The sequence below is a fragment of the Belnapia mucosa genome, from assembly GCF_016775475.1.
GTDB lineage: Bacteria > Pseudomonadota > Alphaproteobacteria > Acetobacterales > Acetobacteraceae > Belnapia > Belnapia mucosa.
The window spans coordinates 295,033-321,861 of the sequence record NZ_JAEUXJ010000003.1 but is presented as its reverse complement, the minus strand read 5'-3'; the positions used below and the strand labels follow the sequence as shown (position 1 = coordinate 321,861).

Genomic DNA, 26,829 nt, shown 5'->3' with positions numbered 1-26,829 from the left:
AGGCGACAAGAAATGACCGCAACCACCCGCCGCGCCATCCTGGGCGCGGCGCTCGCAACGCCCTTTCTCGGCCGCGCCGGCTTCGGCCAGGAATGGCCGTCCCGCCCGGTCCGGCTCATCGTGGCCTTCGCCGCCGGCGGCGCCGCGGATACGGTCGCCCGCGCCTATGGCGCGACGCTGTCCGAGATCCTGGGCCAATCCATCGTCGTGGAGAACCGCACCGGCGGCAATGCGCTGATCGCCGCGAATGCGACGCTGCAATCGCCGGCCGATGGCTATACTTTCCTCGTCGATGCGGCGAACCAGATCACCAATCCGCTGCTGATGCAGGACCTTCCCTTCGATTACCGGAAGGCCTTCATACCGGTCTCGCTGCTCGCCAACTTCCCGCAGGTCCTGGCCGTCAAGACCGGCTTCCCGGCCGGGGACGTCGCCTCCTACATCGCGCTGGCCAAGGCGCAGCCGGGCACGATCAGCTACGGCACGCCGCCCACCGCCGGCATGGGGCATATGGCGGGGGAGCTGTTGCAGCAGATGACCGGCATCCGCCTGATCCACACGCCCTATCGCGGCGGCGCCGATGCGGCGCGGGACATCGCCTCCGGCACGGTGGATTCGGTCATCATCACCACCTCCTCCATCCGGCCGCCGGTCGAGACGGGTCGGGCGAAGGTGGTGGCGGTGACCAGCGCGCATCGGGTCGCGGCCTATCCGGATGCGCCGACGCTGGCGGAATCCGGCCTGCCCGGCTTCGACATGAATGACTGGAACGGCGTCTTCGCCGCCGCCGCGACGCCGCGTCCCATCCTCGACCGGCTGCAGGCCGCGATCGCCCAGGCCGCAAAGAGCGACGCCGTCCGCAACCGCCTCAACCCGCTCGGCGCCGAGGTGGTCGGCGGCACGGAACGGGAATTCACCGAATTCCTCGACCGTGGCCGGATCGTGCTGGCCAAGGTGATCAAGGACGGCGCCATCAGCCTCAACTAGGGCGCCTAACCCTCTGGCTGCATCGCGCTTTCATGCCAGCGCCGCAGCAGCAGGTGCTGCACCAGGCCGAGCGCGGCGAAGATCGCAATCCCCAGGGCCGAGATCAGCGCCAGCGCGGCGAAGAGGCGGGGGATCTTGAGCTGATATCCCGCCTCCAGGATGCGGAAGGCAAGGCCCGATCCGGCCCCGCCCGCGCCGGCCACGAATTCCGCGACCACGGCGCCGATCAGCGCCAGCCCGCCCGCCACCCGCAGCCCCGCCAGGAAGAAGGGCAACGCCCCCGGCAACCGCAGCAGCCAGAGCGTCTGCCAGCGCGAGGCGCCATAGAGGCGGAACAGCTCCACATGGTTGCGGTCGGCGCTGTTCAGCCCGAGCACGGTGTTCGACAGCACGGGGAAGAAGGCGACGATCCAGGCGCAGATCAGCAGGCTAAGCGTGACATCGTCCACCCAGATCAGGATCAGCGGCGCGATGGCGACCACCGGTGTCACCTGCAGCACCACCGCATAGGGGAAGAAGGCCCGCTCCACCCAGCGCGACTGCGCGAAGGCCACCGCCAGCAATCCGCCGAGCGAGACGGCCAGCAACAGCGCCAGCAGCGCGATCCGGAGCGTGACGAGCAGCGAGCCTGAAAGCAGCGGCCAATCCTCGGCCAGCGCATGGGCGATGGCGACCGGCCCCGGCAGCACATAGGGCGGCACGCCATACAGCCGCACCAACCCTTCCCAGCCGCCCAGCACCGCGAGGCCTACCGCGGCCGGCGCCAGCGCATCCACAATCTTCATTGCGCCATCGCCCCCTCCAGCGCCTCGGTCGTCGCCCGGCACAGCGCGGCATATTCGGCCGAGGTGCGGAACCCGGTCGGCCGTGGTGCCGGTGCCTCCATCGCCAGTTCCGCCGCCACCCGCCCCGGCCGCGTCGCCATGACGAGGATGCGGGAGGCGAGATAGACGCTCTCGAAGACCGAATGGGTCACGAAGACCACGGTGACGCCGCTGCCGGCCCAGAGCGCCAGCAGGTCGTCATTCAGCCGGTGCCGCGTCAGCTCATCCAGCGCGGCGAAGGGTTCGTCCATCAGCAGCAGGCTCGGCCGCGTCACCAGCGCGCGGGCGATGGAGACGCGCATCCGCATGCCCCCCGACAGCTCCCGCGGATAGGCCCGTTCGAAGCCGCGCAGCCCGACCTGGTCGAGCGCCGCCGCCGCCCGCGCCTCCTGCTCAGCCCGGTCGATCCCGGCGAGGCGGAGCGGCAGCCGGACATTGGTGATGGCATCCGACCAGGGCAGCAGCGTCGCCTCCTGGAAGACGAAGCCGACCTGGCGCGAGGCCTGGCGGGTGATGCGGCCGCTGCTCGGCTCGGCGAGGCCGGCGATCAGCCGCAGCAGGGTGGATTTGCCGCAGCCCGAGGGGCCGAGGATGGCGAGGAATTCCCCCGCCCCGATCCGCAGGTCGATGCCCGCCAGGGCCTCGGTCCCGCTGGCGAAGCGCTTTCCGACGCCATCGAGGGCGACGAGCGTCACGCGAGGAGGGAGGCGATGGGCATGGGGGAAGAATGAAGGGCGTCGGGGCGGGGCGGCAAGGGCGGTGCCCTCGATCCGCGTGCCACCCCGTCGCGCCCCGGCCCGGCAGCAAGCCGGCCTGGGCGGCGGACCATGCGGAAGAAGCCGGTCGTCTGCGGCCGCTTGACGCTCGCCGCCCCCGCCAGGAATGATGGCGGCATGATCCATCGCTGCGCCAAGCCCGCGCCGTCGAAGAAGTGCCCCTCGCGGGGCACCCAGGATCGTCGCGCGCGGTAAGCCACAGCGCCACAGGATCAAGGATGCACCCCGCCGGTTCGGACGGGGTCACCTTCAGGTCCCGTCTCCGGCACAGCAGGAGACGGAGACATGGACAGGAACCACCCGACACCCGGCGGCCTCTGGCTGCCCCTCGTCACGCCTTTCCGCGACGGAGCGCTGGACGAGGCCTCGCTGCGCCGGCTGGTGCGGCACTATGCCGCCGAGCCGATCGACGGCCTCATCCTCGCCGCCACGACGGGCGAGGGCCTCACCCTCGACGAGGAAGAGATCGAGCGCCTCGTCGCCCTCACCGCCGAGGCGCTGGCGGCGGCCGGGCGGCGCCTGCCGGTCTTCCTCGGCCTCTCCTGCAGCGATACGCGGAAGCTCGTGAAGGCGGTGGGGCGCAGCGCGGAATGGCCGCTCGACGGCTATCTCGTCACCTGCCCCTATTACACGCGGCCCTCGCAGGAGGGGATGGTGCGCCATTTCTCGGCCCTGGCCGAGGCCACCGCGCGGCCGATCATGATCTACAACATCCCCTATCGGACCGGCGTGAATCTGGGCAATGCGGCGATGCTGGAACTGGCCGCGCGCCCGAACATCGTCGGCGTGAAGGACTGTTCGGCCGATATGGCGCAATCCTGCGAGCTGCTGCGCCGCAAGCCGCCCGGCTTCGCGGTGCTGACCGGCGAGGACGCGTTCTTCCACCCGATGCTGACCCAGGGCGCCGAGGGCGGCGTCCTCGCCTCCGCCCATGTCGAGACGCGCGCCTTCGCCGCCGTGCGGGACCTGCTGCGCGCGGGCGACGGGCCCGGCGCGCTGGCGGCCTGGCGCGCGATCGGCGACCTGCCCCAGCTGCTCTTCGCCGAGCCGAGCCCGGCGCCGATCAAGCACTGGCTCTGGCGCGCCGGGCTGATCGACAGCCCCGAGCTGCGGCTGCCGATGACGCCGGTGAGCGAGGGACTCGCCGCCCGGATCGGGCAGGCGATGGAGCGGCGGCGCCGGGAAGCTGCATCCTGAGTGGAATTGAGCCCCGCCCGCCCCGCCGCCATACTCGCCGCGGCCGCAAGGAGAGCGCCCCACGATGCACCCGATACCCCGGCGGGCCCTGGCCACGCTCGCCCTCGGCCTGGCCGCGCCCGCCCTGGCGCAACCTGCCTGGCCGAGCCGCCCGGTCCGGCTGATCGTCCCCTATGCCGCCGGCGGTCCCTCCGACATCCTCGCCCGCGCCGTCCAGCCGCCGCTGCAATCGGCGCTCGGCCAGCCGGTGGTGGTGGAGAACCGGCCCGGCGGCGGCGCCGTGATCGGCACCGAGGTCGCCGCCCGGGCCGAGGATGGCCATACCCTCCTCGTCGCCGACAGCCCGCACACCATCATCCCCGCGGTGCAGCCGCAGGTCCCTTACGATGCGCGGGCGGATTTCATCCCGGTCAGCCTGCTCGGTGCCGTCACCATGGTGCTGATGGTCCGCCCGACGCTGGCCGCCGCCAATCTCGGCGAATTCCTGGCCCTGGCCCGGTCACGGCCGGAGGCGGTGACCTTCGGCAGTTCCGGCACCGGCAGCCTGACGCATCTCCTGCCCGAATGGCTCGGCATGCTGGCCGGGGCGCGGCTGACCATCGTGCCCTATCGCGGATCCGGCCCGGCCTTGCTCGATGTCGTGGCCGGGCAGATCGATGCGATCTTCTCCAGCACCCTTTCCGCCGCCGCGCCGCTGCGGGATGGGCAGGTGCGCCCCATCGCCGTCGCCGCCCCGACGCGCCTGCCGGCCCTGCCCGCGGTCGCGACCTTCCGCGAGGGCGGCATCGACATGGTCTCCGGCAATTGGTGGGGCGTGCTGGCGCCGCGCTCGGTGCCGGAAGCCGGGCGGGCGCGGCTGGAGGCGGCGCTCACCGCGCTGCTCGCCGATCCTGGCATCACCGCCCGCTTCGCCGCCCTGGGAATCGAGCCGCGGCCGCCCGGCCGCGCCCCCTTCGCGGCGTTGCTGGAGAGCGAATTCGCCAATTGGGCCCGCGTCGCCCAGGCCGCAGGGAGCCGCGCGCCATGAGAGAGGAATTCCTCGCCGCCCTCCGCGCCGATGCGCCGCGGCTGGAAGCGGATTTCGCCGCCATCTGCGGCTGCGGCGGCCGCCTCCAGGGCACGCCGAGCGCCGATACGGCCTTCGCCCTGGTGCGCGAGCTGATGGCCCCGCTCGGCCCGGTGGAGGAGGCCCGCACCCGCTTCCATGGCTGGACGCTGGAGGCGGCGGCGATCGCCCTGCCGAACGGCACGCCCATCCCTTGCGCCTCGCTGGTCGGCTCCGTCCCGACCGAGGAGCGGGAATGGGAGGTGGTGGATTGCGGCCGCGGCGCTCCGGCCGATATCGCCGCGGCCGGCGACCGGGTGCGGGGCCGGGCGGTGATGCTGCGGCATGAATACGCCTTCTCGCCGGGCACCATCCATCGCCGGGTGAAGCTGCGCGCGGCGGCCGAGGCGGGGGCGGCGGCGGTTCTGATGGTTCAGCCGGTCGAAGGGCTCGGCCCGGTCGCGGGCGGGGCGAATTCCTGTCCCGTGCCGGGCTTCGGCATCGGGATTGAGGGGGCGCGGGCCCTGCTCGCCGCCGGGCGAGGGCGCTTCCGTCTCGCTGCCCGGCACCATCCGGCGGCGGCCGCGAACCTGCTGCTCGACCTGCCCGGCGGCGGGCCGGGGCGGGTGGTGCTCTCGGCCCATCTCGATGGGCATATGCTGGCCGAGAGCGCGATCGACAATGCCACCGGCGTCGCCGCCCTGCTCAGCCTCGGCCGCGCCGTGGCGCCCTTCCTGCTGCGGTTGCGGCGCGGGCTGCTGCTGGCGGTCTTCGGGGCGGAGGAATGGTCGCTGTCCGGCTCCCGCGCCTGGCTGGCCACGCTGCCGGCGGAGGCGCGGGCGGGGATGGCGATGAACCTCAACCTCGACAGCATCGCCGGCTCGCCGAACCTCGCGGCGCTGACCTCGGGCTTCCCGGCGCTCGGCCCCTTCGTCCGGGCGGCGGCGGGGGAGGGGGTGCGGATCCACCAGCCGATCTCGGTCAGCAGCGACCATGCCAATTTCGCCGCCCAGGGCATCCCGGCCCTGCGTCTGCTCGCTGGCTTCGATGAGCCGGAATGTGGCCTCAGCCGGCTGCTGACCGCCGGCGATACGCGCGACCGCATCGCCCCCGGCGAGCTGCAACGGGCGACCGAGGTGGCGGGCGCCATCCTCTGGCGTGCCCTCTCGGCCGAGCGGGCAGAGATGGCGGCGCTGCGCGACGGGGCCGAGGATGTCGGCCCCGCCGTCTCCGTCCTCGCTCCGCTGCCCTGACTACTTGCCCCAGCGCAGCACCAGCGGGTCGAGCCGCCGTGCCGTCTCGACCAGCAGGGCCCGCGTCGCCGGATGCAGCGGCGCCAGCGGGTGGCGGCCTGCGCCGCAGCGGATGACGCCGCCTTCCTCCATCAGCGCCTTGGCGGTCAGCAGCCCGCCCTGGCGGTTCTCCAGGTTGATCAGCGGCAGCCAGCGCGCATAGAGCGCATGCGCCTCCTCCCGCCGCCCGGCGAACCAGGCATCCATGATCTGGCGGAACCCGTCCGGATAGCCGCCGCCGGTCATGCTGCCGGTCGCCCCTGCTTCGAGGTCGGCGGCCAGGGTGATGCCCTCCTCGCCGTCCCAGGGGCCGAGGATAGCATCGCCGCCGAGGGCGATCAGGTCGCGCAGCTTCGCCGCCGCCTGCGGCATCTCCAGCTTGAAGTAGGAGACATGCTCCACCTCCCGCGCCAGCTTCGCCAGGAAGGGGGCGGAAAGAGCGGTGCCGCTGACCGGCGCGTCCTGGATCATCACCGGGATGCCGGCGGCGTCCGAGACGGCGCGGAAGAATTCCGCGATCGCGCCTTCCGAGGCGCGGATTGTGGCGCCGTGATAGGGCGGCATCACCATGACCATCGCCGCCCCGGCGGCGGCCGCGCGGCGGCTGCGCTCGGCGCAGAGCGCGGTGGAGAAATGCGAGGTGGTGACAATCACCGGCACCCGCCCCGCCACATGCTCCAGCGCCAGGTGCATCAACTGCTCCCGCTCCTCATCGGCGAGGGCGAATTGCTCGGAGTAGTTGGCGAGGATGCAAAGGCCGTCGGAGCCGGCATCGATCATGAAGTCGATGCAGCGGCGCTGTCCCTCGAGGTCGAGCGCACCGCGCTCGTCGAAGATGGTCGGGACCACCGGGAAGACGCCCCGATAGGGTTTGGCCGGGCTGGTCATGGCGTTCTCCTCCTCCTTGGGACGCCTTCCATCGCATGCTGCGGGCGGGCCGCCCAGGGTGGCGCGAGGCCGCGGACCGGCGCAGGCTGGGAGGGGATGGAACACCTTGTCATCGTCTTCCTTGCCGGGCTGCTCGCCGGCGGCATAAATGCCGCGGCCGGCGGCGGGTCCTTCGTCTCGATCCCGGCCCTGGTCTTCGCCGGCCTGCCCTCGGTCGCGGCCAATGCCTCCTCGACCGTCGCCCTGCTGCCGGGGACGATCGCCAGCGCCTGGGCCTGGCGGCGGGATTTCCAGGCCTTCCCGGGCATGCCGATGCGCTGGCTGGTGGCGATCAGCCTGGGCGGGGGGCTGGCCGGCGCGGTGCTGCTGCTGGTCACGCCGCAGCATGCTTTCGACGTGCTGCTGCCCTGGCTGCTGCTGACCGGCACCCTGGCCTTCGCCTTCGGGCGGCAGCTTGGCGCGGCGCTCAGGCGGCGGGTGCGGATCGGGCCGGGGGCGGTGCTCTGGGCGCAGATTCCGCTCGCGGTCTATGCCGGCTATTTCGGCGGCGGCGTCGGGATCATGATGATGGCGGTCTGGAGCCTGCTGGGCGAGACCGACATCCGGTCGATGAGCGCGGCGCGCACCATCCTGGTCAGCGCCGCCAATGCGGTGGCCGTGGTCTGCTTCGGCCTCGCCGGACCGGTGCGCTGGCCGGAGACGCTGACCATGCTGGTGGCAGCGGTCATCGGCGGCTATGCCGGCGCCAGCCTCGCCCGGCGGCTGCCCCAGCCCTGGCTGCGCGGCTTCGTCATCGCCTTCAGCGCGGCGATGACGGTGGTGTTCTTCCGCCGCGCCTATGGGTCATGATCCGCCCATGCAGATCACCCTCGCCGATCTCGATGACTCGCGCGTGGTCGCGCTGCTCGAGACCCATCTCCGCACCGCCCGCGCCCATACCGGCGAGGGCAGCGCCCATGCCCTCGACCTCTCCGGGTTGCGGGCGCCCGATATCCGGCTCTGGGCCGCCTGGGAAGGGGAGGCGCTGCTGGGCGTCTGCGCGTTGCGGCGGCTTTCGGCCGAGGAGGGCGAGGTGAAGTCGATGCATACGGCGGAGCAGCAGCGCCGTGGCGGCATCGGCGGCGCGCTGCTGCGCCATATCGTCGCCACGGCGCGGGCCGAGGGGCTGCGGCGGTTGAGCCTCGAGACCGGGTCCTGGGCGTATTTCCAGCCGGCGGTCGCGCTCTATGCCCGGCACGGCTTCGTCCCTTGCGGGCCCTTCGGCGACTACCGGTCGGACCCGAACAGCATCTTCATGACACTCGACCTCAGCGCCGGGGGCCCGCTAGACAGGGCCGGCGGTTGAGGGCCGGCGAGGGATTTTTAGGCCTGGGAAGGAGGACGGCGCGGCCGATGCTGGTTGCATTGGCAAGCCGGCCGACGCGCCCAGGGCGGAAAAGACCCGTCGGACCGACCCGATCGGCCTTGTCTAGCGGGCCTTAATCGATCACCCGCAGGCGGGGGATCGCGGTGGCGAAGCGGCCGCCCCAGGCGCGGATCGCGGCCATCTCGGCGGTGATCTCGGCGGTCAGGTTCCAGGGCAGGATCAGCAGCACATCCGGCCGCATCGCCAGCACTGCCTCGGGCGAGAGGACGGGGATGCGGCTGCCGGGCAGCAGCGTGCCCTGCTTGGCCGGGTTGCGGTCGGCCACCGTCCGGACCAGCTCCGGCCCGATGCCGCAGTAGTTCAGGAAGGTGTTGCCCTTGGCCGCGGCGCCATAGCCGCAGACGGTGCGCCCGGCGCGACGCTCGGCGATCAGGAAGTCGAGCGCGTCGCATTTGATCCGCGCCACCTGCTCGGCGAAGCCCGCATAGCCGCGCGGCTCGGTGAGGCCAGCCGCGCGCTCCTCCGCCAGCACCCGCGCCACCGCCGGCGCCTCGGCCTGCGCTGCCCCTTCGCGGCAGGCGAAGACGCGGAGCGAGCCGCCATGGGTCGGCAATTCCTCGACATCGAAGGCGCGCAGCCCGTGCCGGCGCAGCAGGCCGGTAACGGTGCCAAGGGAGAGGTAGGAGAAATGCTCGTGATAGATCGTGTCGAACTGGCACTCCGCGAGCAGCCGCAGCAGATGCGGGAATTCGAAGGTGACGACGCCCTCCGCCGCCAGCAGGATGGCGAAGCCGCCGAGGAAGTCGTGCAGGTCCGGCACATGGGCAAGCACGTTGTTCGCCGCCATCAGATCGGCGGCGCCGCCCTCCGCCAGCAGCCGCGCTGCGGTGTCGCGACCGAAGAAGGCGATCTCGGTCGGCACGCCGCGGGCCAGCGCCACCTCGGCCACATTCGCCGCCGGCTCCACGCCCAGCACGGGGATGCCGGCGCGGGCGAAATATCGCAGCAGGTAGCCGTCATTGCTGGCGACCTCCACCACGCGCGAATGCGCACCGAGGTGGAAGCGCGCCGCCATCGCCGCCGCATAGGCCTCGGCATGGCGCAGCCAGCTGGAGGAGAAGGAGGAGAAATAGGCGTAGTCGGAGAAGATCGCCTCCGGCGCCGCATAGGCTTCGAGCTGCACCAGGTGGCAGGCATCGCAGACCAGGGCATGCAGCGGCAGGAACATCTCGCCCATCCGCGCCCGTTCCGGCGGGACATAGGAATTGGACAGTGGCGAGAGGCCGAGATCGACCAGGCTGCGCGTCAGCGGCGCGGTGCAGGCACGGCAGGTGGGGGCGGTCATGCGCGGGCCTTCTCCGCATAGGCGTCGATCTGTTCGAGGGCGAGGGCCCGCGCCGGCTCGCCCGCGGCATGGCGGGCATACCAGCGCATGGTCCAGGCGATCGCCTCCGCGGTCGGGAGGCGCGGCCGCCAGCCGAGCCTGGCGCGCGCCTTCGAGGAATCGACGCGGAGCTGCATCGCCTCGGCCGGGCCGCGCTCGGCGGCGAGGCGGATCTTGACCCCGCCGCCCCAGGCCGCGGCGGCCTCGGCCGCAACCGCCGAGACGGGCAGGGCCTCGGCCTCCTCGGGGCCGAAATTCCAGGCCTCGGCGCAGCCGCCCGCGGCCAGCCGCTCGGCCAGCATGAGGTAGCCGGCAAGGGGTTCCAGCACATGCTGCCAGGGGCGCGTCGCGTCGGGGTTGCGCAGCTCCAGCGGCCGGCCGGCGCGGATGGCGCGGACCAGGTCGGGCAGCAGCCGGTCCGCCGCCCAGTCGCCGCCGCCGATGACATTGCCGGCCCGCGCCGTCGCCACCACTCCGCCGCCGAAGAAGGACTGCCGCCAGGCGCCGGCCAGGATCTCGGTGCAGGCCTTGGAGGCGCTGTAGGGATCCTTGCCGCCCAGCGCCTCCTCCTCGCGGTAGGGCCAGACCCATTCGCGGTTCAGATAGGCCTTGTCGCTGGTGACGATGACGACGGCCCGCAGCCCGGTCAGGGGCCGCAGCGCCTGCAGCAGATGCGCCGTGCCCATCACATTGGTGGCGAAGGTCTCGACCGGCTCGGCATGGGAGCGACGAACCAGGGGCTGGGCCGCGAGATGCAGCACCACCTCGGGCGCTGCTGCCTCCACCACCCGCGCCACCGCGGCCGGGTCGCGCAGATCGGCGATATGGCTCTCGATATCGGTCGGGCCCAGTGCCTCTGCGAAGAGATTGGGCTGCGTCTCGGGCGGCAGGGCGAGGCCATGCACCCGGGCGCCGAGCCGGGCCAGCCAGAGCGCCAGCCAGGCGCCCTTGAAGCCGGTATGGCCGGTCAGCAGCACCCGCCGCCCGGCCCAGAATTCGGGGTTCACCACCGCTTCCAGGGCGCCTGCCCGCCGGCCCAGAGGGCTTCGAGCTGCCGCCGGTCGCGCAGCGTGTCCATCGGCTGCCAGAAGCCGCGATGCTGGTAGGCGGTGAGTTGCCCGTCGCGGGCCAGGCGCTCCATCGGCTCCGCCTCCCAGGTGGTATCGTCGCCCTCGATCAGGTCGAGCACGCGGGGCGAAAGCAGGAAGAAGCCGCCATTGATGGTGCCCCCATCGCCGGCCGGCTTCTCCCGGAAGGCGGCGACGCGGTCGGCCTCCAGCTCCAGCGCGCCGAAGCGGCCGGAAGGGCGGACGGCGGTGACGGTCGCCAGCCGCCCGGCGGCCCGATGGGCGGCATGCAGCGCGGCGAGGTCGATATCGGCGAGGCCGTCGCCATAGGTCATGAAGAAGTCGTCCTCGCCGAGATAGCGGCCGACCCGCTTCAACCGGCCGCCGGTCATGGTCCCGTCGCCGGTTTCGATCAGGGAGATGCGCCAGTCCTCGGCGCCGGAGCGATGCGTCTCGACGCTGCCGGAGGCGAGGTCCACGGTGATGTCGGAGACATGGCGGCGATAGTTGATGAAGTATTCCTTCACCATATAGCCCTTGTAGCCGAGGCAGATCACGAAGTCCCGGACGCCCTGCTCACCGAAGATCTTCATGATGTGCCAGAGAATCGGCCGGCCGCCGATCTCGACCATCGGCTTCGGGCGGAGCTCCGTTTCCTCGGACAACCGGGTGCCGAGGCCGCCGGCCAGGATCACCGCTTTCATTCCGGGCATGACCAAGGGCGCGCACCTGTTCCGTGACTGCGCCTTGCTTATCACATCGGCGTGCGGACTTGCATCATCGCGAGCAGCCGGGCCAGGTCGCCGTCCAGATCGGCCGGGGTCGTGAAGCCGACGTCCCGCCGTAGCCGCCCGGTATCGGCGACCATGACGGGCACCTCGCCCGGCCGGTCGGGCAGGGCGCCGAGGCGGATCAACTCCGGCCGGCCGACCAGCGCGCCGATCCGCCCGACCAACTCCGCCAGCGGCAATCCCTCGCCGGCCGCGACATTCACCGCGCCGGTGACGGGGCTCGCCGCCAGCGCGGCCAGCGCCTCGCCGAGGAACCAGGTGCTGGCAACATCCCGCACCGGGCGACCCGAGGCGCAGTCCGCAGGCCGCCCGGCGAGCAGGGCGGCAAAGACCGAGGGCACGAGGCGCCCCGGCGGTTCCCCCGGGCCGAAGAGGAGGAAGAGCCGGGCCCAGGCGGTCGAATAGCCCGGCGCCGTGGCGGCCAGCACCGCCTCCGCCGTGCGGGCCTTGGCGGTGCCATAGGGAGTTCCGGGCGCGATCGGGCGGCTTTCCGGCCAGGGGGCCTCGCCGCCCGGGGCGGTGGCGGCATATTCGGCGCAGGTGCCGAGGCCGATGAAGCGGCGACCGCCCATCGCCCGGTGCGCCGCCAGCAGGGCGAGGGTGGCGGCCTCCCACAGCGCGTTCTCGGGCGCGGTCCAGAAGCGGCCATGGGCGACATACCAGGCGGCATGCAGCACGGTCTCCGGCCGCGCGGCGCGCAGCAGGGCCAGCCGGTCCGCCTCGGTCAGCAGGTCGGCCGCATGCCAGGTGACGCCCGGCATCGGCGGCCCTGGCCGGGTCGCGGCGGCATGGACCGCGAAGCCGCGGGCCAGCAGCGGCGCCAGCACCTGCCGCCCGACCACCCCCGAGGCCCCGGTGACGAGGATGCGGCGCGGCTCAGCCGGCATGGTCGGGCCAGTCGCGGTCGCGGGCCGAGATCACCGCCGGCTCGGCGGGCCAGGCGATGCCGAAGGCCGGGTCGTCCCAGCGCACCCCGCGTGCTGCCGCTGCGTCATAGGGGGCGTCGATCAGGTATTCGACCAGCGCATCCTCGGTCAGCGTCAGGAAGCCATGGGCGCAGCCGGCCGGGATGAAGAGCGCGTTATGCGCCTCCGGCGCCAGCCGCTCCGCCACCCAGCGGAGGCGGGTGGGCGAGCCAGGGCGGAGGTCGAGCGCCACGTCGAAGACGGCGCCGCGCAGGCAGCGCACCAGCTTGGCCTCGGCCGAGGGGGCCACCTGGAAATGCATCCCGCGCAGGGTGTGGCGGCGGAGATTGTCCGACAGGCTCGCCTGGCTCGGCTGAAAGGCGATGCCGGCGGCGGCGAAGCTGTCGCGGCACCAGGTCCGGGCGAAGCTGCCGCGCTCGTCCCGCACCGGCTCGCCCTCGATCCGCATCACGCCTGCGATATCCGTCGCGGTGATCCGCATGCTCCCCAGCCCCGCTGCCCCCGGGCGCAGTCTTGCCGATTCCGCCGCGCTGCGCGACACGGCACCCACAGACCGGGAGAAACCAGATGTCCAGGATCACCCGCCGCCGGCTCACCGGCGCGCTGGGCGCCACGCTGCTGGCGGCGCCCGCCCTTGCCCAGACCGCCTTCCCCGCCCGCCCCGTCACCATCGTGGTGCCCTTCGCCCCCGGCGGCAGCACCGATGTGCTGACCCGGCTGGTGGCGGAACGGATGACGGAGGTGCTCGGCAAACCGGTGCAGGTGGAGAACCGGCCCGGCGGCAACACCATCATCGGCGCCGAATACGTCGCCCGCGCCGAGCCGGACGGGCATACCGTGCTGATGGCGGCGGGCACGACGCTGACCATCAATCCGCTGATCTACCGCCGTCTCGCCTACAAGCCGGAGGATTTCGCGCCGATCACGCTGGCCTCAACCTTCCCCTTCGCGGTCATTGCGCGGAAGGATGGGCCCGCCGATATCGCAGCACTCGTGGCGGCGGCCAAGGCGCGGCCGGGGCGCATCACCTATGGCACCAACGGGCCGACGACCCTGACCAATATGGCGATGCTGATGGTGCTCGACCGGCTCGGCCTGGAGATGCAGGACGTGACCTATCGAGGCGATGCGGCGCAGCTCAACGACTTCCTGGCCGGCAATCTCGACCTGCTGGTGGTCGCCGGCAGCACGGCGCTGCCGGTCTACCGGAACGGGCAGGGGCGCATCCTCGGCTGGACCGGGTCGCAGCGCGTCGCCTCGACGCCGGAGGTGCCGATCTTCGCCGAAAACGCCCCCGGTCTGGCGGCGGAAAGCTGGTTCGGCCTGCTTGCGCCCGCGCGCACGCCGCCGGCGGCGCTGGAGCGGTTGAACGCTGCGGCGGTGAAGGCCTTGCAGGACGCGAAGATCCGCGAGCGGCTGGCCAGTGACGGGCAATTCCCGAAGGGCAGCACGGCCGAGGAATTCGCCCGCTTCATGGCCGCCGAGACGGAGCGGTGGCGGCCGATCCTCAGCAAGCTCGACGTGCCGCAGAATTAGGGCCCGGCTTGGCGGCCGGGGAGGGCTCGCCTAGCCTGTCCCGGCCACCAAGGGGAAACGTCCTGCCATGATCCATGTCCTTGCCATCATCACCGCCAAGCCCGGCATGCGGGACCAAGTGCTGGCCGCCTTCCGCGCCAATATGCCGGCCGTCCATGCCGAGCAGGGCTGCATCGAATACGGCCCGGCCATCGATGCCGAGGGCATGGGCGCCATCCAGACCCCGCTCGGCCCGGACAGCTTCTGCGTGATCGAGAAGTGGGAAAGCCTGGATGCGCTGAAGGCGCATGGCGCGGCGCCGCATATGAAGGAGTATGCGGCAAAGACCAAGGAGATGCTGGCCAGCCGCGTCATCCATGTGCTGACGCCGGCCGCCTGATCCGCCAGCCTTCCGCGGCTAGGCCGCGGAAGGCGACACGGCTCAGCGCTTGAGCGCGCCCAGCACCTCCTCCGTATGCTCGCCGAGATTGGGCGCGCGACGCGGGGACCAGGGGCGGGCGCGGTCGATATTGATCGGCAGGCCGAGCACCTTCACGCCGCTCTCGGGCAGGGTCTGCACCATGTCCACGGCAGCGAATTGCTCGCTCGCCACCACCTCGCCGATATCGTTCACCGGGGCGCAGGGCACGCCCACCGCCTCCAGCGCCGCGATCCAATGGTCGCGGGTATTGCCGCGCAGCGCCTCGGCGATCATCGGCAGCAGCGCGGCCTTGTTGCGCACGCGCTGGGATCCCCGCGAGAAGCGCGGATCCTCGGCCCATTCCGGATGGCCGAGGACCTTCGCCGCGCGGGCAAAGAGCCGGTCATTGCCGGCGGCGAGGCAGAGCGGGCGGTCGGCGGTCTCGAAGACCTGGTAGGGCACGATGACCGCGGCGCCGGTGCCGTGGCGGGTCGGCACATCGCCGGTCGCCAGGTGCTGGTTGATCTGCCCCTCGACCCAGAAGGCGGCGGTCTCGAGCAGCGAGGTGTCGATCAGGCAGCCCTGCCCGGTCTGGTCGCGCTGGCGCAGGCCGGCCAGGGCGCCGATCGCGCAGAACAGCCCCGTCGCCTTGTCGTTGATCGAGGCGCCGCAGAAGGTCGGCGGGTCCTGCGGCCGGCCGGTGACGCTCATCATGCCGCCGAAGGCCTGCAGCAGCGGGTCGAAGCCCGGCCGCAGCCGCATCGGCCCCTGATAGCCGAAGGCCCAGATCGAGCAGTAGACGAGGCGCGGATGCCGCGCGAGCATCGCCTCCGGCCCGATGCCGATCTCCTCCACCACGCCGGGGCGGAGATTCTGGATCAGGATGTCGCCGGTTTCGCAGAGCGCGTGCAGCGCCTCGATATCGGCCGGGTTCTTCAGGTCCAGCACCACGCTGCGCTTGTTGCGGTTCTGACTGTGGAAATAGAGCGAGGTCTCGCCATCCGGCCCGAAGGGAGGGCCCCAGAGCCGGGCATCGTCGCCGCCATCCGGCTTCTCGATCTTGATGACATCGGCGCCGAGATCGGCCAGCACCACCCCGGCCAGCGGCCCGGCCAGCGCCTGCCCCACCTCGATCACCCGAACGCCTTCCAGCGGCAAGCCCATGCTGGTTCCTCCCTGAACAGGGGACCAAGCATAGGCGGGGCGGCGGGCGAGGGGTATCCTGCCCAGCAAACACCCCTGGGAGGGAACAGGCGATGGCCCAAGCGAATGCCCATTACGCACCGGTGCGGGAGGATTGGCTGGCCCGCCATGCCGAGCCGGCGCTCGACCCCGAACTGCCGATCATCGATCCGCACCATCACCTCTGGGACCGGCCGGGCTGGCGCTACCTGCTGCCGGAGCTGCTGGCCGATACCGAACAGGGCCACCGCATCCTGGCGACGGTCTTCATCCAGTGCCGCGCCATGCACCGGGCCGAGGGGCCGGAGGCGATGCGGCCGATCGGCGAGACGGAATTCGCCAATGGCGTCGCCGCCATGTGCGCCAGCGGCCTCTACGGCCCGATCCGCGCCTGCGCCGGTATCGTCAGCCATGCCGACCTGATGCTCGGCGCCGCGGTGCGGGAGGTGCTGGAGGCGCATATCCGGGCCGGCAACGGCCGCTTCCGCGGCATCCGCCATATCGCCGCCTGGGATGCCGAGCCGGCGGTGATGAACCCCGCCTATTCGCCGCCGCAGGGGATGCTGGACCTGCCCGAATTCCGCGCGGGCTTCGCCCAGCTGGCGCCGCTCGGCCTCTCCTTCGAGGCCTGGCTCTACCATCCGCAGATCCCGGAGCTGACGGCGCTGGCCCGCGCTTTCCCGGAGACGCCGATCGTGCTGAACCATCTCGGCGGGCCGCTCGGCATCGGTACCTATGCCGGGCAGCGGGAGGCGATCTTCCCGCACTGGCAGGCAGCGATGACGGAGCTGGCGGGCTGCCCGAATGTCTCCGTGAAGCTCGGCGGGCTCGGGATGCGCATCAACGGCTTCGGCTTCGACACGGCGGCGGAGCCGCCCGGCTCCAAGGCGCTGGCCGCAGCCTGGAAGCCCTATATGCACACCGCGATCGAGGCCTTCGGCGCCGGGCGCTGCATGTTCGAGAGCAACTTCCCGGTGGATAAGGGCAGCTACAGCTACGGCGTGTTCTGGAACGCCTGCAAGCGCCTGGCCGAGGGAGCCTCGGCCGAGGAGCGGCAGGCGCTGTTCAGCGGCACGGCGGCGCGGTTCTACCGGCTGGAGCTGCCGGCCGCGTAGATGCCCATGCCATTATAGGGCGCATAGGGCGGGAAGGCGCCGATCGCCGTCATGTCCACCTCGATCAGCGTCGGGCCTGGACGGGCGGCAGCCTGCGCCACCGCCTGGCCCAGCTCCGCCGCCGAGGCGACGCGGCTGGCCGGCATCCCGGCCAGCGCCGCGAGCTGGAGGAAGTCCGGCCCCTTCAGGTCGCCGAAGAACATCCGCCCTTCCTGCAGGGCGCCCTGGATGTGCTTGATGACCCCATAGCCGCGGTCGTTCATCACCATGACAATCAGCTCCGCGCCTTCCTGCGCCGCAGTCCAGAGCTCGGTCTGGTTCACCGCGAAACCGCCATCGCCGACCATGGCGATGGCCTTCCTCCCGCTTCCCGCCATGGCCGCGCCGATGCCGAGCGGCAGGCCCGGGCCGATGGCGGCGCTGACCGGATGCACCGCATCGCGCGGGCCGAACACGGGGAAGATGCGGTTGCCCCAGGAGGAGTTGCTGAGCGTCACGTCGCGCACGAAGAGCGCATCGCGCGGCAGGGCGGCGCGCAGCGTGGCCGGGAAATCGGCATAGGGGCCGAGCGTCTCCCGATAGGCCTCGGTGGCGCGGCGGCGCAGCGTGGCGAAATCCTCGGCGAAGGCCGGATCGGCCTGCATCCGCCCTTCCAGCCGCTCCGCCAGCCCGGCCATGACCAGACCGGCATCGCCGCTGACGAAGCAGGCATTCGGATAGGTGCGGCCATTGGCGCGCGGATCGACATCCGCCTGGATCAGCGTCTTCGGCAGCTTGAGCGAGAAGTCCATCGTCTCATGCCCGCGCAGCCGGCTGCCGACCACCAGCATGGCATCGACCGTGCCGTAGAATTCCTGCACGAGCGGGGAGCCGTTGCCATGCATCCCGCCGAGGGTCATCGGATGATCCTCCGGCACGATCCCCCGCCCGTTCCAGGAGGAGACGGCGCCGAAGCCGAGCGCCATCAGCCGCATCGCCTGCGGCCCCGCCGCCTTGGCGCCATTGCCGAGCCAGAGCATCGGCCGCCGGGCGCGGGAGAGGATCGCCGCCGCCTCATCGAGGGCCGCCGGGTCGGGCGGCAGGGCGGGCGGGATGGGCAGGACCAGCCGGTCCAGCTCGGCCGGCCGGGCGATGGCGGTGCGCTGGATGTCGATCGGGATCTCCAGGCTGACCGGCCCCATGGGCGGGGTCAGGGCCAGCGTCGCCGCACGGGTCAGCACGCCGAGCGCCTCCCCCGCCGAGCGGATGCGGAAGGCGGATTTCGACACCGCGCCCAGCATCGCCGTCTGGCCGGGCAGGTCGTGCACCGTGCCCATGTCGCGGTCGAGATACTTGGTGGCCGTCTGGCCGGTGATGTGCAGCACCGGCGATCCGCCGAACATCGCCTCGGCCAGGCCGGGGACGGCATTGGCGGCGCCCGGTCCGGTCGAGGAGAAGATCACGCCGAGATGGCCGGAGACCCGGGCATAGGCATCCGCCATATGCGCGCCGCCCATCTCGCCCCGCGCCATGACATAGCGGATGGCGTTGCGCCGGCCGATCGCGTCCAGCATCGGGATGTTGTGGACGGAGACGATGCCGAAGCAGGTGGTGACGCCGATACGGGCGAGGAATTCGGCGACCAGGTCACCAACGTTATAGGCACTGTCGGCCATCTTGTTGTCTCCTCCCCCGTGATCGGGCGTCTAGTGTTCTCGTGTGAAGCGCAGCCTGCTCGCCCGCGCGCCATTCACCAAGAGGGCGGCGATGCCGCCCTCCGCATCACGCTCCGCCTTCGCATCCAGCCAGCCCTGGAAGAGCGTGCCGGGAGTGCGGATGCGGAAGGCGTCGCCCGCGATCGGGACCAGCGGCCAGGGGCCGGCGACGGTCAGCGGGCCGCGCACCCGCACCGCCATCTCATCCCCATCCGGGGCGAAGGTCCAGGCGGCGCCCAATTCCTCGCAGTGCCAGGTGCCTTCCAGTCCCTCGGGCAGGCTGGCCGTCTCCGGCGCACGGCGGAAGCGGGTCCGCGTGCCGGCATCGGTCTCGAGGATGAGGCTGTCGCCCTCGGGCAGGCTGGCGGCGAAGGGGAAGACGCCGCGGCGGGCGACCAGGCGGCCATCCTCGGACGGGGCGAGGGGGAAGGGCACCCCATGCTGCGTCGCCACCGGGCCGGGCGCGAATTCCACCGTGGCGCCGCTCTCCGGCTCGACCCAGCGGCCGAACAACCCGCTCAGCGCCGGCATGGGCGGCACGGGATGGAAGCCGGGCGTGCCCTCCAGCGCCGCATCCAGCAGGCGATGGGCCAGCGCATGGGTGTCGATCCCGCCATGATTGGCGATGGCGATCACCGTCATCCCCCGCTCCGGCACGCGCAGGAAGCAGGTCTTGAAGCCGGGCCAGAGCCCGCCATGGTCCACGGTGCGGAGGCCGCGATAGGTCGTGACCTCCAGCCCCCGCGCATAGGTGTTCGGCCGGCCATTGGCGAAGGCCAGCGGCTCCACCAGCGCCTCGGCGATGCCGGGGACGAGGCCCGCATCGAAATTCCGGTCCCAGAGGGCCAGATCCTCGACGCAGGAAACGAGCCCGCCCTCGCCGCCGAGCGGGAAGCCGTGCAGCGCGCGCACGAAACCCTCGCCCTGCGGCAGGTAGCCGGTGGCGAGGCCCGGCACGATCTCCGTCACGCTCGGCGTATGGCGCGTGCGGGTCATCCCGAGCGGGGTGAAGATGCGGCGGGCGAGGAAATCGCCAAGGGACTCGCCGCTCACCACCTCGACGATCCGGCCGAGCAGCAGGAAGCCGCTGTTCGAATAGCGGAAGCGCGTGCCGGGGGCGAAGTTCAGGCTCCGCTGCCGGCCGATGGCCTCCAGCAGATCCTCGGTCTTCCAGGGCTGCGACAGGTCGGCGCCGCCGAGCCGCATCAGCTCCAGCATGTCGCGCATGCCGGAGACATTGTGCATCAGCTGGTCGATGCTGATGCGGGCGCCGAAATCGGGCAGTTCCGGCAGGTGGTCATGGATAGCATCCGCGACCGAGAGCCGGCCCTCGGCGGCCAGCAGCAGGATGGCGGCGCAGGTGAATTGCTTGCTGACCGAGGCGACGCGGAAGCAGGTCTCCGGCTCGATCGGCACGCCGAGTTCGATGCTGGCGAAGCCCGCGCTTTCGTGCAGCGCCAGCGCGCCGTCGCGCACCAGGCCGAGCGCAGCACCTGGCGAGCCGGGCCGGTCCCAGCCGGCCAGCAGGCGGCGGGCATGCCGGCGCAGCGCCAGCGCGTCGAGCTCCGCGCTCAATGGAGCCTCGGGGCCTTGAGGAAGGAGCGTCGGTCGATGGAGGCGAGCGATACCTCCCGCTGCCCGGCTTCTCCCTTGATAGTCAGCGGGATGCGCGTCCCGGCATCGCCGCAGGCCCAGACCGCGCGCCAGAGGCCGGCGAGGTCGGAGATGCGGGTGCCGCCGACGGCGAGGATCCGGTCGCCCTCCTGCAGCCCGGCCCGCTGCGCCGGCCCGTTGCGTGCCATGGAGGAGACCAGCACGCCCTCCTCATCCTCCCCGGCATAGAGGCCGAGCCAGGGCCGCGCCGGATGGTTGGGGCGGCCGTAATTCAGCAGGTCGTCCAGGATCGGCGGCAGCAGGCTGGCCGGCACCACCATGTTGAGATCGACGCGCCGCCCCTTGCCGTCCTGCTGCTGCATGACGAGGGAGCCGATGCCCATCAGCTTGCCGTCGCCGCCGATCAGCCCGGCTCCGCCCCAGGAGGGATGGGCGGGGGCGGTGAACAGCGCCTCCTCCAGCATGTATTCCCAGTGGCCGGCGAATTCCTGCCGGGCGGCGATGGTGCAGCGGAGCGCATGCTTCCGCCCCCCGGCGCTGGCCAGCACCGCCACATCGCCCGGCTTGGGTGCCGGGCCGGATTCGATCGGCAGGGCCGGCAGGTTGAGCTTGCCGAGCGCCTGGATCAGCCCGAAGCCGGTCTCGAAATCATAGGCCAGGGCATGGCCGGGGACGACTCGGCCATCATGCGTCGTCAGCCAGATATCCTCCGCCTCGGTCACCAGATAGCCGATGGTGGCGATCAGCCCGTCCGGCCGGATCACCACGCCGCTGCCCGCCCGTTCCGTGCCGAGGGTCTGGGCGGTGAAGGCATCCGGCGGCACCAGCGCCTTCACCGCCACCACCGACCGCAGCACCGCATCCATGTCGAATTCGTGGTCGGTCGGGTCGGGTTGGAGTTCCGGCGGGATCTCCCATTCGCTGGATGCCATGCACAGTTTCCGTTCCGCCGTGGGGTCGTCGTCTCCCCCAATATCGGCCGGAAGACTGGCTTCGCCAACGCGGCAGATGCATCTGGCGACGAATGGATGACGGCGGCGCCTGTCGGTGTTATATTATAACAATGCTCCTTGCCCCCCGCCGTGCCCTGCTCGCCACCCCCGCCCTGCTGCTCGCCGGACGCCTTCGCGCCGAGGCCAAGCCGATCGTCGTCGCCTCCTTTTCCATCCTCGGGGACATGGTGCAGCAATTGGCGGGGGATGCGGTGACGCTCCGGGTGCTGGCCGGGCCGGAGGCGGATGCGCATCACTTCCAGCCCCGCCCCTCGGAGGCGGCGGCCATCGCCGGCGCCCGGCTGGTGGTCCGCAACGGCCTCGGCTTCGAGCCCTGGCTGGACCGGCTGCTCCGCAGCACCCGCTATGCCGGCCCGGTGGTCACGGCGACGGAGGGTGTGGCGGCGCGCAGGGCCGATCCGCATGCCTGGCAGGATGTTCGGCTGGCCCGCGCCTATGCCGCCGGCATCGCGCGCGGCCTCGGCGGCATCCTCCCGGCGGGGGCGGTCGCCGCCGCGGCTTATGAGGCCCGCCTCGCCGCCCTCGATGCCTGGGTCGAGGCGGAGATCGCCCGGGTGCCGCCGGAACGCCGGGTCTTCGTCAGCAGCCACGACGCCTTCGGCTATTTCGCCACTCGCTACGGGGTGCGGGTGCTGGCGCCTCAGGGCATGTCGCCGGAGTCGCAGCCCTCGGCCGCCGCGGTGGCGGCGCTGATCCAGCAGATCCGCACCGAACGGGTCTCGGCCGTCTTCATCGAGGGCCTGGGCAGCCAGGCGGTGATGGAACGGCTGGCGCGCGAGGCCGGGGTCGTGGTGCGCGGGCGGCTCTATGCCGATACCCTCTCCCCACCCGATGGGCCGGCGCCGAGCTACGAGGCGATGATGCGGCACAATCTCGGCCTGCTGGTCCCGGCCATGCTGGGCGCAACCGCCCCCTGATCCTGGGCGCTTCCCCTGCATGCCCGAGCCCCTGCCGCCCGACTGGATCGACCCGCCCGATCTCGCCACCGCCCGCGCCGCGCAGGTGGCGCTCGCCGCCCGGGTGGTGACGGAGGATGCGCTTGGCCCGGTGCGGCTGATCGGCGGCGTCGATATCAGCAATACCCGCTTCGACCCCGAGAACCTGGTCTTCGCCGCCGTGGTGGTGCTGTCCTGGCCGGGGCTCGACGTGGTGGCGAGCGCCAGCGCGGTGCGCCGGGCGACCATGCCCTATATCCCCGGCTTCCTCGGCTTCCGCGAGGTGCCGGCGCTGCTGGAGGCCTGGGCGAAGCTGGCCGAGCATCCCGACCTGGTGCTGGTGGATGGGCATGGCGTCGCCCATCCGCGCGGGCTCGGCATCGCCTCGCATCTCGGGGTGGTGCTGGATGTGCCGAGCATCGGCGTCGCCAAATCGCCGCTGGTCGGCCGGCCGGAGGGTGAGCTGGGCGAGGAGCCGGGGGCGGCGGTGCCGCTGGTCTGGAAGGGCCGGACGCTCGCCTCCGTGCTGCGGACCCGGCGGCGCTCCAACCCGCTCTATATCTCGCCCGGCCACCGGGTCTCGCCGGCGACGGCGGTGGAATGGGTGCTGCGCTGCGGCACCGGCTACCGGCTGCCGGAGCCGACGCGGCAAGCGCATCTGGCGGCCAATGCGGCGCGCCGGGCCCATGGGGTCGCCAAGCCGGAGGCGGTGGAGTAAGGCCCCGAGCATGCATCGTCTCTGGCTTGCCCTCGGCGCCCTCGCCGGGCTCACCGCTGTCGGCCTCGCGGCCTGGGCTGCGCATGGCGCGCCGGCCCGGCTCGATCCGGCGCGGCTCGCCATGCTGGCGAATGGCATCCAGATGCAGGGCTGGCATGCCCTGGCCCTGCTGGCGGCGGGGCTCTGGGCGGAGCGGCGCGGCGGGATGCTGGTGCATCTGGCCGGCGCCGGCTTCGCGCTCGGGCTGATCCTGTTTTGCGGCGGGGTCTATGCGCTGGCGATCGGCGGTACCTCGCTCGGCCCGGTGGCGCCGACGGGCGGCATCACGCTCATGGCCGCCTGGGCGCTGCTCGGCCTTTCGGCCCTGATCCGCCGGTGATCGGCGCCGCCTATCTCGCCGATGAGGGATTCGAGGCGGAGCTGGCCGAGGAGCTGCGCCGCGCCGGTGCCGGCATCGCCGCCTGGCATGGCCGCCTTGCCCTCTCGCCAGAGCCGCCGGTGCCGGCCGCCTGGGCGCTGGAGACCTGGACGGCGCCGCAGGAGGTGCCGGCCCCCTCGGTGAAGGCGGCGGCCGATGCGCTGCGGGCCATCCAGCGCAACTGGGCGCTCTATGCCCATGGCCAGCATCGCCGCGCGGCGCTGATCGCCGAACGCCTGCCGCCGGTGAAGGCCCGGCCGCTGCTGTTTCCCGAACCCGCGCCCACCGCCCATCTCGGCGCCTGGACCCTGCTGGCGCCGGACCGGCTGCTGCTGAGCCCGACCAAGACCAGCCCTTTCGTCAACGGCGCGGTGCAATTCGTCGAGGACCGGGAGGGGCCGCCGAGCCGCGCCTATCTGAAGCTCTGGGAGGCGCTGACCCGGGCCGGGCGCTGGCCGCAACCGGGCGAGACCTGCCTCGACCTTGGCGCCGCGCCGGGGGGCTGGACCTGGGCGCTGGCGCAGCTCGGCGCGCAGGTGACGGCGGTGGACAAGGCGGCACTCGATCCGGCGGTGGCCGCCCTGCCGAATGTGGCGGTGCGGCAGGAGAGTGCCTTCGGCCTCGATCCCCGCCACCATCCGCCGGTCGATTGGCTGTTCAGCGATGTCATTTGCTACCCGCACCGGCTGCTGGCCCTGGTGCGGCGCTGGCTGGAGGCGGGGCGGGCGCGGAATTTCTGCTGCACCATCAAATTCCAGGGCGAAACCGACCATGAGGCGGCGGCGGAGTTCGCCGCAATTCCCGGCGCCCAGGTCTTCCACGGCGCGCACAACAAGCATGAGCTGATGTTCCTTCGCCTGGGCTGAGCCTGGCATGGCGGATGCTCTACCTCCTCCCGCCACAACGGAGGTCAGGGATATGCAGGTCTCGACATCGGGCAGCGCCGGCAACGCCGCCCTGGTGCAGCAGATGCGGGAGAGGCTGTTCAGCCGCGCCGACAAGGATGGCGATGGCAGCCTCTCCCTTGATGAGTTCAAGGCCCTCGCCAGGCCGGCGCATGCGGGGGCGACGGCAGAGTCTGCCGGCGCGCGGGCAGCGGATGCCGCCTTCAAGGCACTCGATTCCGATGCCGACGGCAGGCTGAGCCAGGCCGAGATGGCGAAGGCGCGGCCACACCGCCTTGGCAGCCGGGTCCCGGTGGCGCCGGAGGGCATGGCGACGCTGCTCGGCGCGCAGGAGGGCAGCCAGGTCGCGGGCGGCATCGAGGCGGTGATGGCGCGGATGCTGCAGGCCTATGGCGGACGAACAGCCGCTGCCTGACGCGGCGCGGCCCGCGACTGGACCTCCCGGCGGCCGGCGTTACGATGCGCGGTGAACCTGCCGGGGGAAGACCGCCATGCGCGCCTTGTTCGTCGATGCCAACCCGTCGCTCGCGGAGGTGACCGAGCGGCTCATGCGCCCGGGCGATCCGGAGGTGGCGATCCACCGCGACCCGGATATCAAGGCCGCCGACCTGCCGCGGCTGCTGGCCGGCTATGAGATCGCCATCGACGACCATACCCAATTCCCGACCGAGATCGTGAAGCAGTGCCCCGGCCTGAAGCACATCGTCTTCCTCGGCACCGGCGCCCGCAGCTACATGAATCCGGAGGAGCTGGAGGCGCTCGGCGTCACCGTTCATATCATCAAGGGCTATGGCGACACCGCGGTGGCGGAGATGGCCTTCGCCCTGATGTGGGATGCCGCGCGGCAGACCGCGCATATGGATGGCGCCATCCGCGCCGGCGGCTGGCCGCGGGTGGTGGGCATGCAACTCACCGGGAAGACGATCGGGCTAATCGGGCTGGGCGGCATCGGCGCCGAGATGGCGCGGCTCTGCACCGGGATCGGCATGAAGGTGCTCGCCTGGAACCGCTCGCCCAAGGCGATGCCGGGGGTGGAGTTCGTGGAGCTCGACCGGCTGCTGGCCGAGAGCGACGTGGTCTCGCTGCACCTGCTGCTGAATGACGAGACGCGCGGCTTCCTGTCGCGCGAGCGCCTGGCGAAGATGAAGCCCGGGTCGATCCTGGTGAACACCGCCCGCGGCGCGGTCGTGGATGAGCTGGCCCTGGCCTCGGCGCTGGAGGCGGGGCATATCGGCCACGCCGCCCTCGATGTCTTCACGCAGGAGCCGCTGCCGGCCGGGCATCCCTTCACCCGGCTGGCCAATGTCACCCTCACCTCCCACGCCGCCTTCCGCACGCCGGAGGCGAGCGACAACCTGCTTGGCGCGGCGCTCGACCATTGCCGCCGCATCGTGGCGACGGGGAAGTAGCTACAGCCAGATGAAGTCGCCGGCGTCGAGATCCGTGATCGAGACGCCGGTGAGCACCATCTTCATATCAGCATTGCCGTCGCCGCCGAGATCGATGAGCAGGACCTTGGTGCTGTCGTCGAACCGCGCCTGGGTTTCCCCGGTGACGCCCAGGGCCGCGGCGCCGAGGAAGCTGAAGGCGCCGGTCAGCAGGCCGGTGAAGACCAGCAGATCGGCCGTCGCGTCGAAATCGGCGATGGTGTCGGCGCCGGCAACCGGCGATTCCGTCGCCGCCACATAGACGAAGCGGTCCACCCCGCTGCCGCCCGAGAGCTGGTCCGCCCCCGCACCGCCCGAGATCTGATCGCCACCCGAGCCGCCGACCAGGGTATCATTGCCCTCGCCGCCGCTCAGGCGCGTGGCGGTGCTGCCGGTGACGGTGATCGCATCCGTGCCCGTGCCGCCATTGACGACCTCGGTATTCGTCACCGTGACGGTGTTGGCGCCATTGGCGAGCGTCAGCCGATCGGTCCCCGCACCCAGGTTGATCGTGGCACCTGAAATCGGGGCGCCGAGGGTGACGATGTCGGCGCCTGTGCCGCCGGTGATGGTCTCGACATTGGCGATGGTGAGGGTGTTGGCGCCGCCGGCCAGGGCCAGGCTGTCGGTGCCGGAGCCGAGGTTGATGGTGGCGCCCGAGACGGCGGCACCGAGGGTGACGTCATCGGCGCCGGTGCCGCCGGTGATGGTCTCGACGCCGGTGGCGGTGATGGTGTTGGCGCTGCCGACCAGGGTCAGGCTGTCGAGGCCGGCGCCGAGGCTGATGCCGGCGCCGGAGATGGCGGCGCCGAGGATGATGCTGTCGGCGGCCGAGCCGCCGGTGATGGTCTCGGCATTGCTGACGGTGAGGGTGTTGGCGGCATTGGCCAGGGCGAGGCTGTCGGTGCCGGCGCCGAGGTCGATGCTGCCGCTGGTCTGGCCCTCGGCGAGGGTGACGGTGTCGGCGCCCGTCCCGCCGGTGACGCTCTCGATCGCGGCGAGGGTCAGGGTGTTGGCGCCATCGGCCAGCACCAGGCTGTCGCTGCCGGCGCCGAGGCGGACGGCGACGCCGGAGACGGCGGCGGAGAAGGTGATGGCGTCGACGCCGGAGCCGCCGATCAGGGTCTCGAGATCGGCGCCGAGGGTGAGGGTGTTGGCGCCGCTGGCCAGGGTCAGGCTGTCGGCCCCGGCGCCGAGGGCGATGCTGGCGCCCGAGACGGCGGCGCCGAGGGTGACGATGTCGGCCCCCGTCCCGCCGGTGATGGTCTCGACATTGGCGATGGTGAGGGTGTTGGCGCCGCCGGCCAGGGCCAGGCTGTCGGTGCCGGA

General features: G+C 71.9%; 28 protein-coding genes. 15 read left to right on the top strand and 13 right to left on the bottom strand.

Annotation, left to right across the window (positions count from 1 at the left end):
* Positions 1 to 12: 12 nt before the first annotated feature.
* Complete coding sequence (locus JMJ55_RS09640; protein WP_202825316.1) at positions 13 to 987, top strand: Bug family tripartite tricarboxylate transporter substrate binding protein; 975 nt, start codon at positions 13 to 15, stop codon at positions 985 to 987.
* Positions 988 to 992: 5 nt separating this feature from the next.
* Here JMJ55_RS09640 and JMJ55_RS09635 read toward each other — a convergent pair whose 3' ends face one another.
* Positions 993 to 1,772: an ABC transporter permease gene (locus JMJ55_RS09635; protein WP_202825315.1), complete on the bottom strand. Its 780-nt coding sequence runs from the start codon at positions 1,770 to 1,772 to the stop codon at positions 993 to 995.
* Positions 1,769 to 2,506 carry an ABC transporter ATP-binding protein gene (locus tag JMJ55_RS09630; protein WP_328702598.1) on the bottom strand — a complete coding sequence of 246 codons (738 nt, stop codon included), beginning with the start codon at positions 2,504 to 2,506 and terminating at the stop codon, positions 1,769 to 1,771. Before JMJ55_RS09630 ends, JMJ55_RS09635 begins: the two co-directional genes overlap by 4 nt.
* A gap of 366 nt (positions 2,507 to 2,872) precedes the next feature.
* Between JMJ55_RS09630 and dapA the strand changes: the two genes are divergently transcribed.
* From dapA to JMJ55_RS09615, 3 genes are all read left to right on the top strand, one after another.
* Positions 2,873 to 3,784, top strand: coding sequence for a 4-hydroxy-tetrahydrodipicolinate synthase (dapA, locus tag JMJ55_RS09625; protein WP_202825313.1), 912 nt, complete (start codon positions 2,873 to 2,875; stop codon positions 3,782 to 3,784).
* A 64-nt stretch (positions 3,785 to 3,848) separates the two neighbouring features.
* Positions 3,849 to 4,811, top strand: coding sequence for a tripartite tricarboxylate transporter substrate-binding protein (locus JMJ55_RS09620; protein ID WP_202825312.1), 963 nt, complete (start codon positions 3,849 to 3,851; stop codon positions 4,809 to 4,811).
* The gene (locus tag JMJ55_RS09615) at positions 4,808 to 6,082 is read left to right on the top strand and encodes a M28 family metallopeptidase (RefSeq protein ID WP_202825311.1); all 1,275 of its coding nucleotides are present in this window, start codon (positions 4,808 to 4,810) and stop codon (positions 6,080 to 6,082) included. The genes JMJ55_RS09620 and JMJ55_RS09615 overlap by 4 nt, the downstream gene beginning before the upstream one ends.
* On the opposite strand, the gene JMJ55_RS09610 is transcribed toward JMJ55_RS09615, so the two are convergent.
* A complete protein-coding gene (locus JMJ55_RS09610; RefSeq protein WP_202825310.1) occupies positions 6,083 to 7,009 on the bottom strand; it encodes a dihydrodipicolinate synthase family protein in 927 nt (308 codons plus the stop codon).
* A gap of 96 nt (positions 7,010 to 7,105) precedes the next feature.
* On the opposite strand from JMJ55_RS09610, the gene JMJ55_RS09605 reads away from it, so the two are divergent.
* Positions 7,106 to 7,858 carry a sulfite exporter TauE/SafE family protein gene (locus JMJ55_RS09605; protein WP_202825309.1) on the top strand — a complete coding sequence of 251 codons (753 nt, stop codon included), beginning with the start codon at positions 7,106 to 7,108 and terminating at the stop codon, positions 7,856 to 7,858.
* Positions 7,859 to 7,865: 7 nt separating this feature from the next.
* Positions 7,866 to 8,354, top strand: coding sequence for a GNAT family N-acetyltransferase (locus JMJ55_RS09600; RefSeq protein WP_202825308.1), 489 nt, complete (start codon positions 7,866 to 7,868; stop codon positions 8,352 to 8,354).
* A 133-nt stretch (positions 8,355 to 8,487) separates the two neighbouring features.
* Here the strand turns inward: JMJ55_RS09600 and JMJ55_RS09595 are convergent, their stop codons facing one another.
* The 5 genes from JMJ55_RS09595 to JMJ55_RS09575 are packed head-to-tail and all read right to left on the bottom strand — an operon-like array spanning position 8,488 to position 13,024.
* Positions 8,488 to 9,720 (bottom strand): class I SAM-dependent methyltransferase, encoded by a 1,233-nt coding sequence (locus tag JMJ55_RS09595; protein ID WP_202825307.1) that lies wholly within the window; start codon positions 9,718 to 9,720, stop codon positions 8,488 to 8,490.
* Complete coding sequence (gene rfbG / locus JMJ55_RS09590; protein WP_328702597.1) at positions 9,717 to 10,766, bottom strand: CDP-glucose 4,6-dehydratase; 1,050 nt, start codon at positions 10,764 to 10,766, stop codon at positions 9,717 to 9,719. Before rfbG ends, JMJ55_RS09595 begins: the two co-directional genes overlap by 4 nt.
* Positions 10,763 to 11,539 carry a glucose-1-phosphate cytidylyltransferase gene (rfbF, locus tag JMJ55_RS09585; protein WP_456237070.1) on the bottom strand — a complete coding sequence of 259 codons (777 nt, stop codon included), beginning with the start codon at positions 11,537 to 11,539 and terminating at the stop codon, positions 10,763 to 10,765. The genes rfbG and rfbF overlap by 4 nt, the downstream gene beginning before the upstream one ends.
* Before the next feature lie 41 nt (positions 11,540 to 11,580).
* Entirely contained in the window at positions 11,581 to 12,504 is a 924-nt protein-coding gene (locus tag JMJ55_RS09580; protein WP_202825305.1) for an NAD-dependent epimerase/dehydratase family protein, read from the bottom strand.
* Positions 12,494 to 13,024: a dTDP-4-dehydrorhamnose 3,5-epimerase family protein gene (locus JMJ55_RS09575; RefSeq protein WP_202825304.1), complete on the bottom strand. Its 531-nt coding sequence runs from the start codon at positions 13,022 to 13,024 to the stop codon at positions 12,494 to 12,496. The genes JMJ55_RS09580 and JMJ55_RS09575 overlap by 11 nt, the downstream gene beginning before the upstream one ends.
* Before the next feature lie 86 nt (positions 13,025 to 13,110).
* Between JMJ55_RS09575 and JMJ55_RS09570 the strand changes: the two genes are divergently transcribed.
* Both JMJ55_RS09570 and JMJ55_RS09565 read left to right on the top strand, forming a co-directional pair.
* The gene (locus tag JMJ55_RS09570) at positions 13,111 to 14,079 is read left to right on the top strand and encodes a Bug family tripartite tricarboxylate transporter substrate binding protein (protein ID WP_202825303.1); all 969 of its coding nucleotides are present in this window, start codon (positions 13,111 to 13,113) and stop codon (positions 14,077 to 14,079) included.
* Between the two features lie 67 nt (positions 14,080 to 14,146).
* Positions 14,147 to 14,458, top strand: coding sequence for a putative quinol monooxygenase (locus tag JMJ55_RS09565; RefSeq protein WP_202825302.1), 312 nt, complete (start codon positions 14,147 to 14,149; stop codon positions 14,456 to 14,458).
* A 42-nt stretch (positions 14,459 to 14,500) separates the two neighbouring features.
* Here JMJ55_RS09565 and JMJ55_RS09560 read toward each other — a convergent pair whose 3' ends face one another.
* A complete protein-coding gene (locus JMJ55_RS09560; protein WP_202825301.1) occupies positions 14,501 to 15,643 on the bottom strand; it encodes a CaiB/BaiF CoA transferase family protein in 1,143 nt (380 codons plus the stop codon).
* A 92-nt stretch (positions 15,644 to 15,735) separates the two neighbouring features.
* On the opposite strand from JMJ55_RS09560, the gene JMJ55_RS09555 reads away from it, so the two are divergent.
* The gene (locus tag JMJ55_RS09555; protein ID WP_202825300.1) at positions 15,736 to 16,776 is read left to right on the top strand and encodes an amidohydrolase family protein; all 1,041 of its coding nucleotides are present in this window, start codon (positions 15,736 to 15,738) and stop codon (positions 16,774 to 16,776) included.
* Here JMJ55_RS09555 and JMJ55_RS09550 read toward each other — a convergent pair.
* Genes JMJ55_RS09550 through JMJ55_RS09540 form a run of 3 tightly spaced genes read right to left on the bottom strand, consistent with a single transcriptional unit; the run spans position 16,749 to position 21,016 of the window.
* Entirely contained in the window at positions 16,749 to 18,431 is a 1,683-nt protein-coding gene (locus JMJ55_RS09550; protein WP_202825299.1) for a thiamine pyrophosphate-binding protein, read from the bottom strand. The two genes, JMJ55_RS09555 and JMJ55_RS09550, sit on opposite strands and share 28 nt — an antisense overlap.
* A gap of 30 nt (positions 18,432 to 18,461) precedes the next feature.
* Entirely contained in the window at positions 18,462 to 20,045 is a 1,584-nt protein-coding gene (locus JMJ55_RS09545) for a serine hydrolase domain-containing protein (protein ID WP_202825298.1), read from the bottom strand.
* Complete coding sequence (locus tag JMJ55_RS09540) at positions 20,042 to 21,016, bottom strand: S1C family serine protease (RefSeq protein WP_202825297.1); 975 nt, start codon at positions 21,014 to 21,016, stop codon at positions 20,042 to 20,044. Before JMJ55_RS09540 ends, JMJ55_RS09545 begins: the two co-directional genes overlap by 4 nt.
* 131 nt (positions 21,017 to 21,147) lie before the next feature.
* Here JMJ55_RS09540 and JMJ55_RS09535 point away from each other — a divergent pair, with 131 nt between their 5' ends.
* The 6 genes from JMJ55_RS09535 (at position 21,148) to JMJ55_RS09510 (ending at position 25,482) form a co-directional block, all read left to right on the top strand.
* Positions 21,148 to 22,014 carry a metal ABC transporter solute-binding protein, Zn/Mn family gene (locus JMJ55_RS09535; RefSeq protein ID WP_202825296.1) on the top strand — a complete coding sequence of 289 codons (867 nt, stop codon included), beginning with the start codon at positions 21,148 to 21,150 and terminating at the stop codon, positions 22,012 to 22,014.
* A 19-nt stretch (positions 22,015 to 22,033) separates the two neighbouring features.
* The gene (gene nfi, locus JMJ55_RS09530) at positions 22,034 to 22,750 is read left to right on the top strand and encodes a deoxyribonuclease V (protein ID WP_202825295.1); all 717 of its coding nucleotides are present in this window, start codon (positions 22,034 to 22,036) and stop codon (positions 22,748 to 22,750) included.
* Positions 22,751 to 22,760: 10 nt separating this feature from the next.
* The gene (locus JMJ55_RS09525) at positions 22,761 to 23,129 is read left to right on the top strand and encodes a DUF423 domain-containing protein (protein WP_202825294.1); all 369 of its coding nucleotides are present in this window, start codon (positions 22,761 to 22,763) and stop codon (positions 23,127 to 23,129) included.
* Entirely contained in the window at positions 23,126 to 24,034 is a 909-nt protein-coding gene (locus JMJ55_RS09520; protein ID WP_202825293.1) for an SAM-dependent methyltransferase, read from the top strand. The genes JMJ55_RS09525 and JMJ55_RS09520 overlap by 4 nt, the downstream gene beginning before the upstream one ends.
* 52 nt (positions 24,035 to 24,086) lie before the next feature.
* Positions 24,087 to 24,488 carry an EF-hand domain-containing protein gene (locus JMJ55_RS09515; RefSeq protein WP_202825292.1) on the top strand — a complete coding sequence of 134 codons (402 nt, stop codon included), beginning with the start codon at positions 24,087 to 24,089 and terminating at the stop codon, positions 24,486 to 24,488.
* A 76-nt stretch (positions 24,489 to 24,564) separates the two neighbouring features.
* Complete coding sequence (locus JMJ55_RS09510; RefSeq protein ID WP_202825291.1) at positions 24,565 to 25,482, top strand: NAD(P)-dependent oxidoreductase; 918 nt, start codon at positions 24,565 to 24,567, stop codon at positions 25,480 to 25,482.
* Here JMJ55_RS09510 and JMJ55_RS09505 read toward each other — a convergent pair.
* The coding region (locus JMJ55_RS09505; protein ID WP_202825290.1) for a beta strand repeat-containing protein at positions 25,483 to 26,829 on the bottom strand (1,347 nt) is incomplete at its 5' end.

Coding starts and splice junctions, on each gene's coding strand:
- JMJ55_RS09640 (WP_202825316.1), top strand. CDS start 13: ATGACCGCAACCACCCGCCGCGCCATCCTGGGCGCGGCGCTCGCAACG.
- JMJ55_RS09635 (WP_202825315.1), bottom strand. CDS start 1,772: ATGAAGATTGTGGATGCGCTGGCGCCGGCCGCGGTAGGCCTCGCGGTG.
- dapA (WP_202825313.1), top strand. CDS start 2,873: ATGGACAGGAACCACCCGACACCCGGCGGCCTCTGGCTGCCCCTCGTC.
- JMJ55_RS09620 (WP_202825312.1), top strand. CDS start 3,849: ATGCACCCGATACCCCGGCGGGCCCTGGCCACGCTCGCCCTCGGCCTG.
- JMJ55_RS09615 (WP_202825311.1), top strand. CDS start 4,808: ATGAGAGAGGAATTCCTCGCCGCCCTCCGCGCCGATGCGCCGCGGCTG.
- JMJ55_RS09610 (WP_202825310.1), bottom strand. CDS start 7,009: ATGACCAGCCCGGCCAAACCCTATCGGGGCGTCTTCCCGGTGGTCCCG.
- JMJ55_RS09605 (WP_202825309.1), top strand. CDS start 7,106: ATGGAACACCTTGTCATCGTCTTCCTTGCCGGGCTGCTCGCCGGCGGC.
- JMJ55_RS09600 (WP_202825308.1), top strand. CDS start 7,866: ATGCAGATCACCCTCGCCGATCTCGATGACTCGCGCGTGGTCGCGCTG.
- JMJ55_RS09595 (WP_202825307.1), bottom strand. CDS start 9,720: ATGACCGCCCCCACCTGCCGTGCCTGCACCGCGCCGCTGACGCGCAGC.
- rfbF (WP_456237070.1), bottom strand. CDS start 11,539: ATGCCCGGAATGAAAGCGGTGATCCTGGCCGGCGGCCTCGGCACCCGG.
- JMJ55_RS09580 (WP_202825305.1), bottom strand. CDS start 12,504: ATGCCGGCTGAGCCGCGCCGCATCCTCGTCACCGGGGCCTCGGGGGTG.
- JMJ55_RS09575 (WP_202825304.1), bottom strand. CDS start 13,024: ATGCGGATCACCGCGACGGATATCGCAGGCGTGATGCGGATCGAGGGC.
- JMJ55_RS09570 (WP_202825303.1), top strand. CDS start 13,111: ATGTCCAGGATCACCCGCCGCCGGCTCACCGGCGCGCTGGGCGCCACG.
- JMJ55_RS09565 (WP_202825302.1), top strand. CDS start 14,147: ATGATCCATGTCCTTGCCATCATCACCGCCAAGCCCGGCATGCGGGAC.
- JMJ55_RS09560 (WP_202825301.1), bottom strand. CDS start 15,643: ATGGGCTTGCCGCTGGAAGGCGTTCGGGTGATCGAGGTGGGGCAGGCG.
- JMJ55_RS09555 (WP_202825300.1), top strand. CDS start 15,736: ATGGCCCAAGCGAATGCCCATTACGCACCGGTGCGGGAGGATTGGCTG.
- JMJ55_RS09550 (WP_202825299.1), bottom strand. CDS start 18,431: ATGGCCGACAGTGCCTATAACGTTGGTGACCTGGTCGCCGAATTCCTC.
- JMJ55_RS09540 (WP_202825297.1), bottom strand. CDS start 21,016: ATGGCATCCAGCGAATGGGAGATCCCGCCGGAACTCCAACCCGACCCG.
- JMJ55_RS09535 (WP_202825296.1), top strand. CDS start 21,148: ATGCTCCTTGCCCCCCGCCGTGCCCTGCTCGCCACCCCCGCCCTGCTG.
- nfi (WP_202825295.1), top strand. CDS start 22,034: ATGCCCGAGCCCCTGCCGCCCGACTGGATCGACCCGCCCGATCTCGCC.
- JMJ55_RS09525 (WP_202825294.1), top strand. CDS start 22,761: ATGCATCGTCTCTGGCTTGCCCTCGGCGCCCTCGCCGGGCTCACCGCT.
- JMJ55_RS09515 (WP_202825292.1), top strand. CDS start 24,087: ATGCAGGTCTCGACATCGGGCAGCGCCGGCAACGCCGCCCTGGTGCAG.
- JMJ55_RS09510 (WP_202825291.1), top strand. CDS start 24,565: ATGCGCGCCTTGTTCGTCGATGCCAACCCGTCGCTCGCGGAGGTGACC.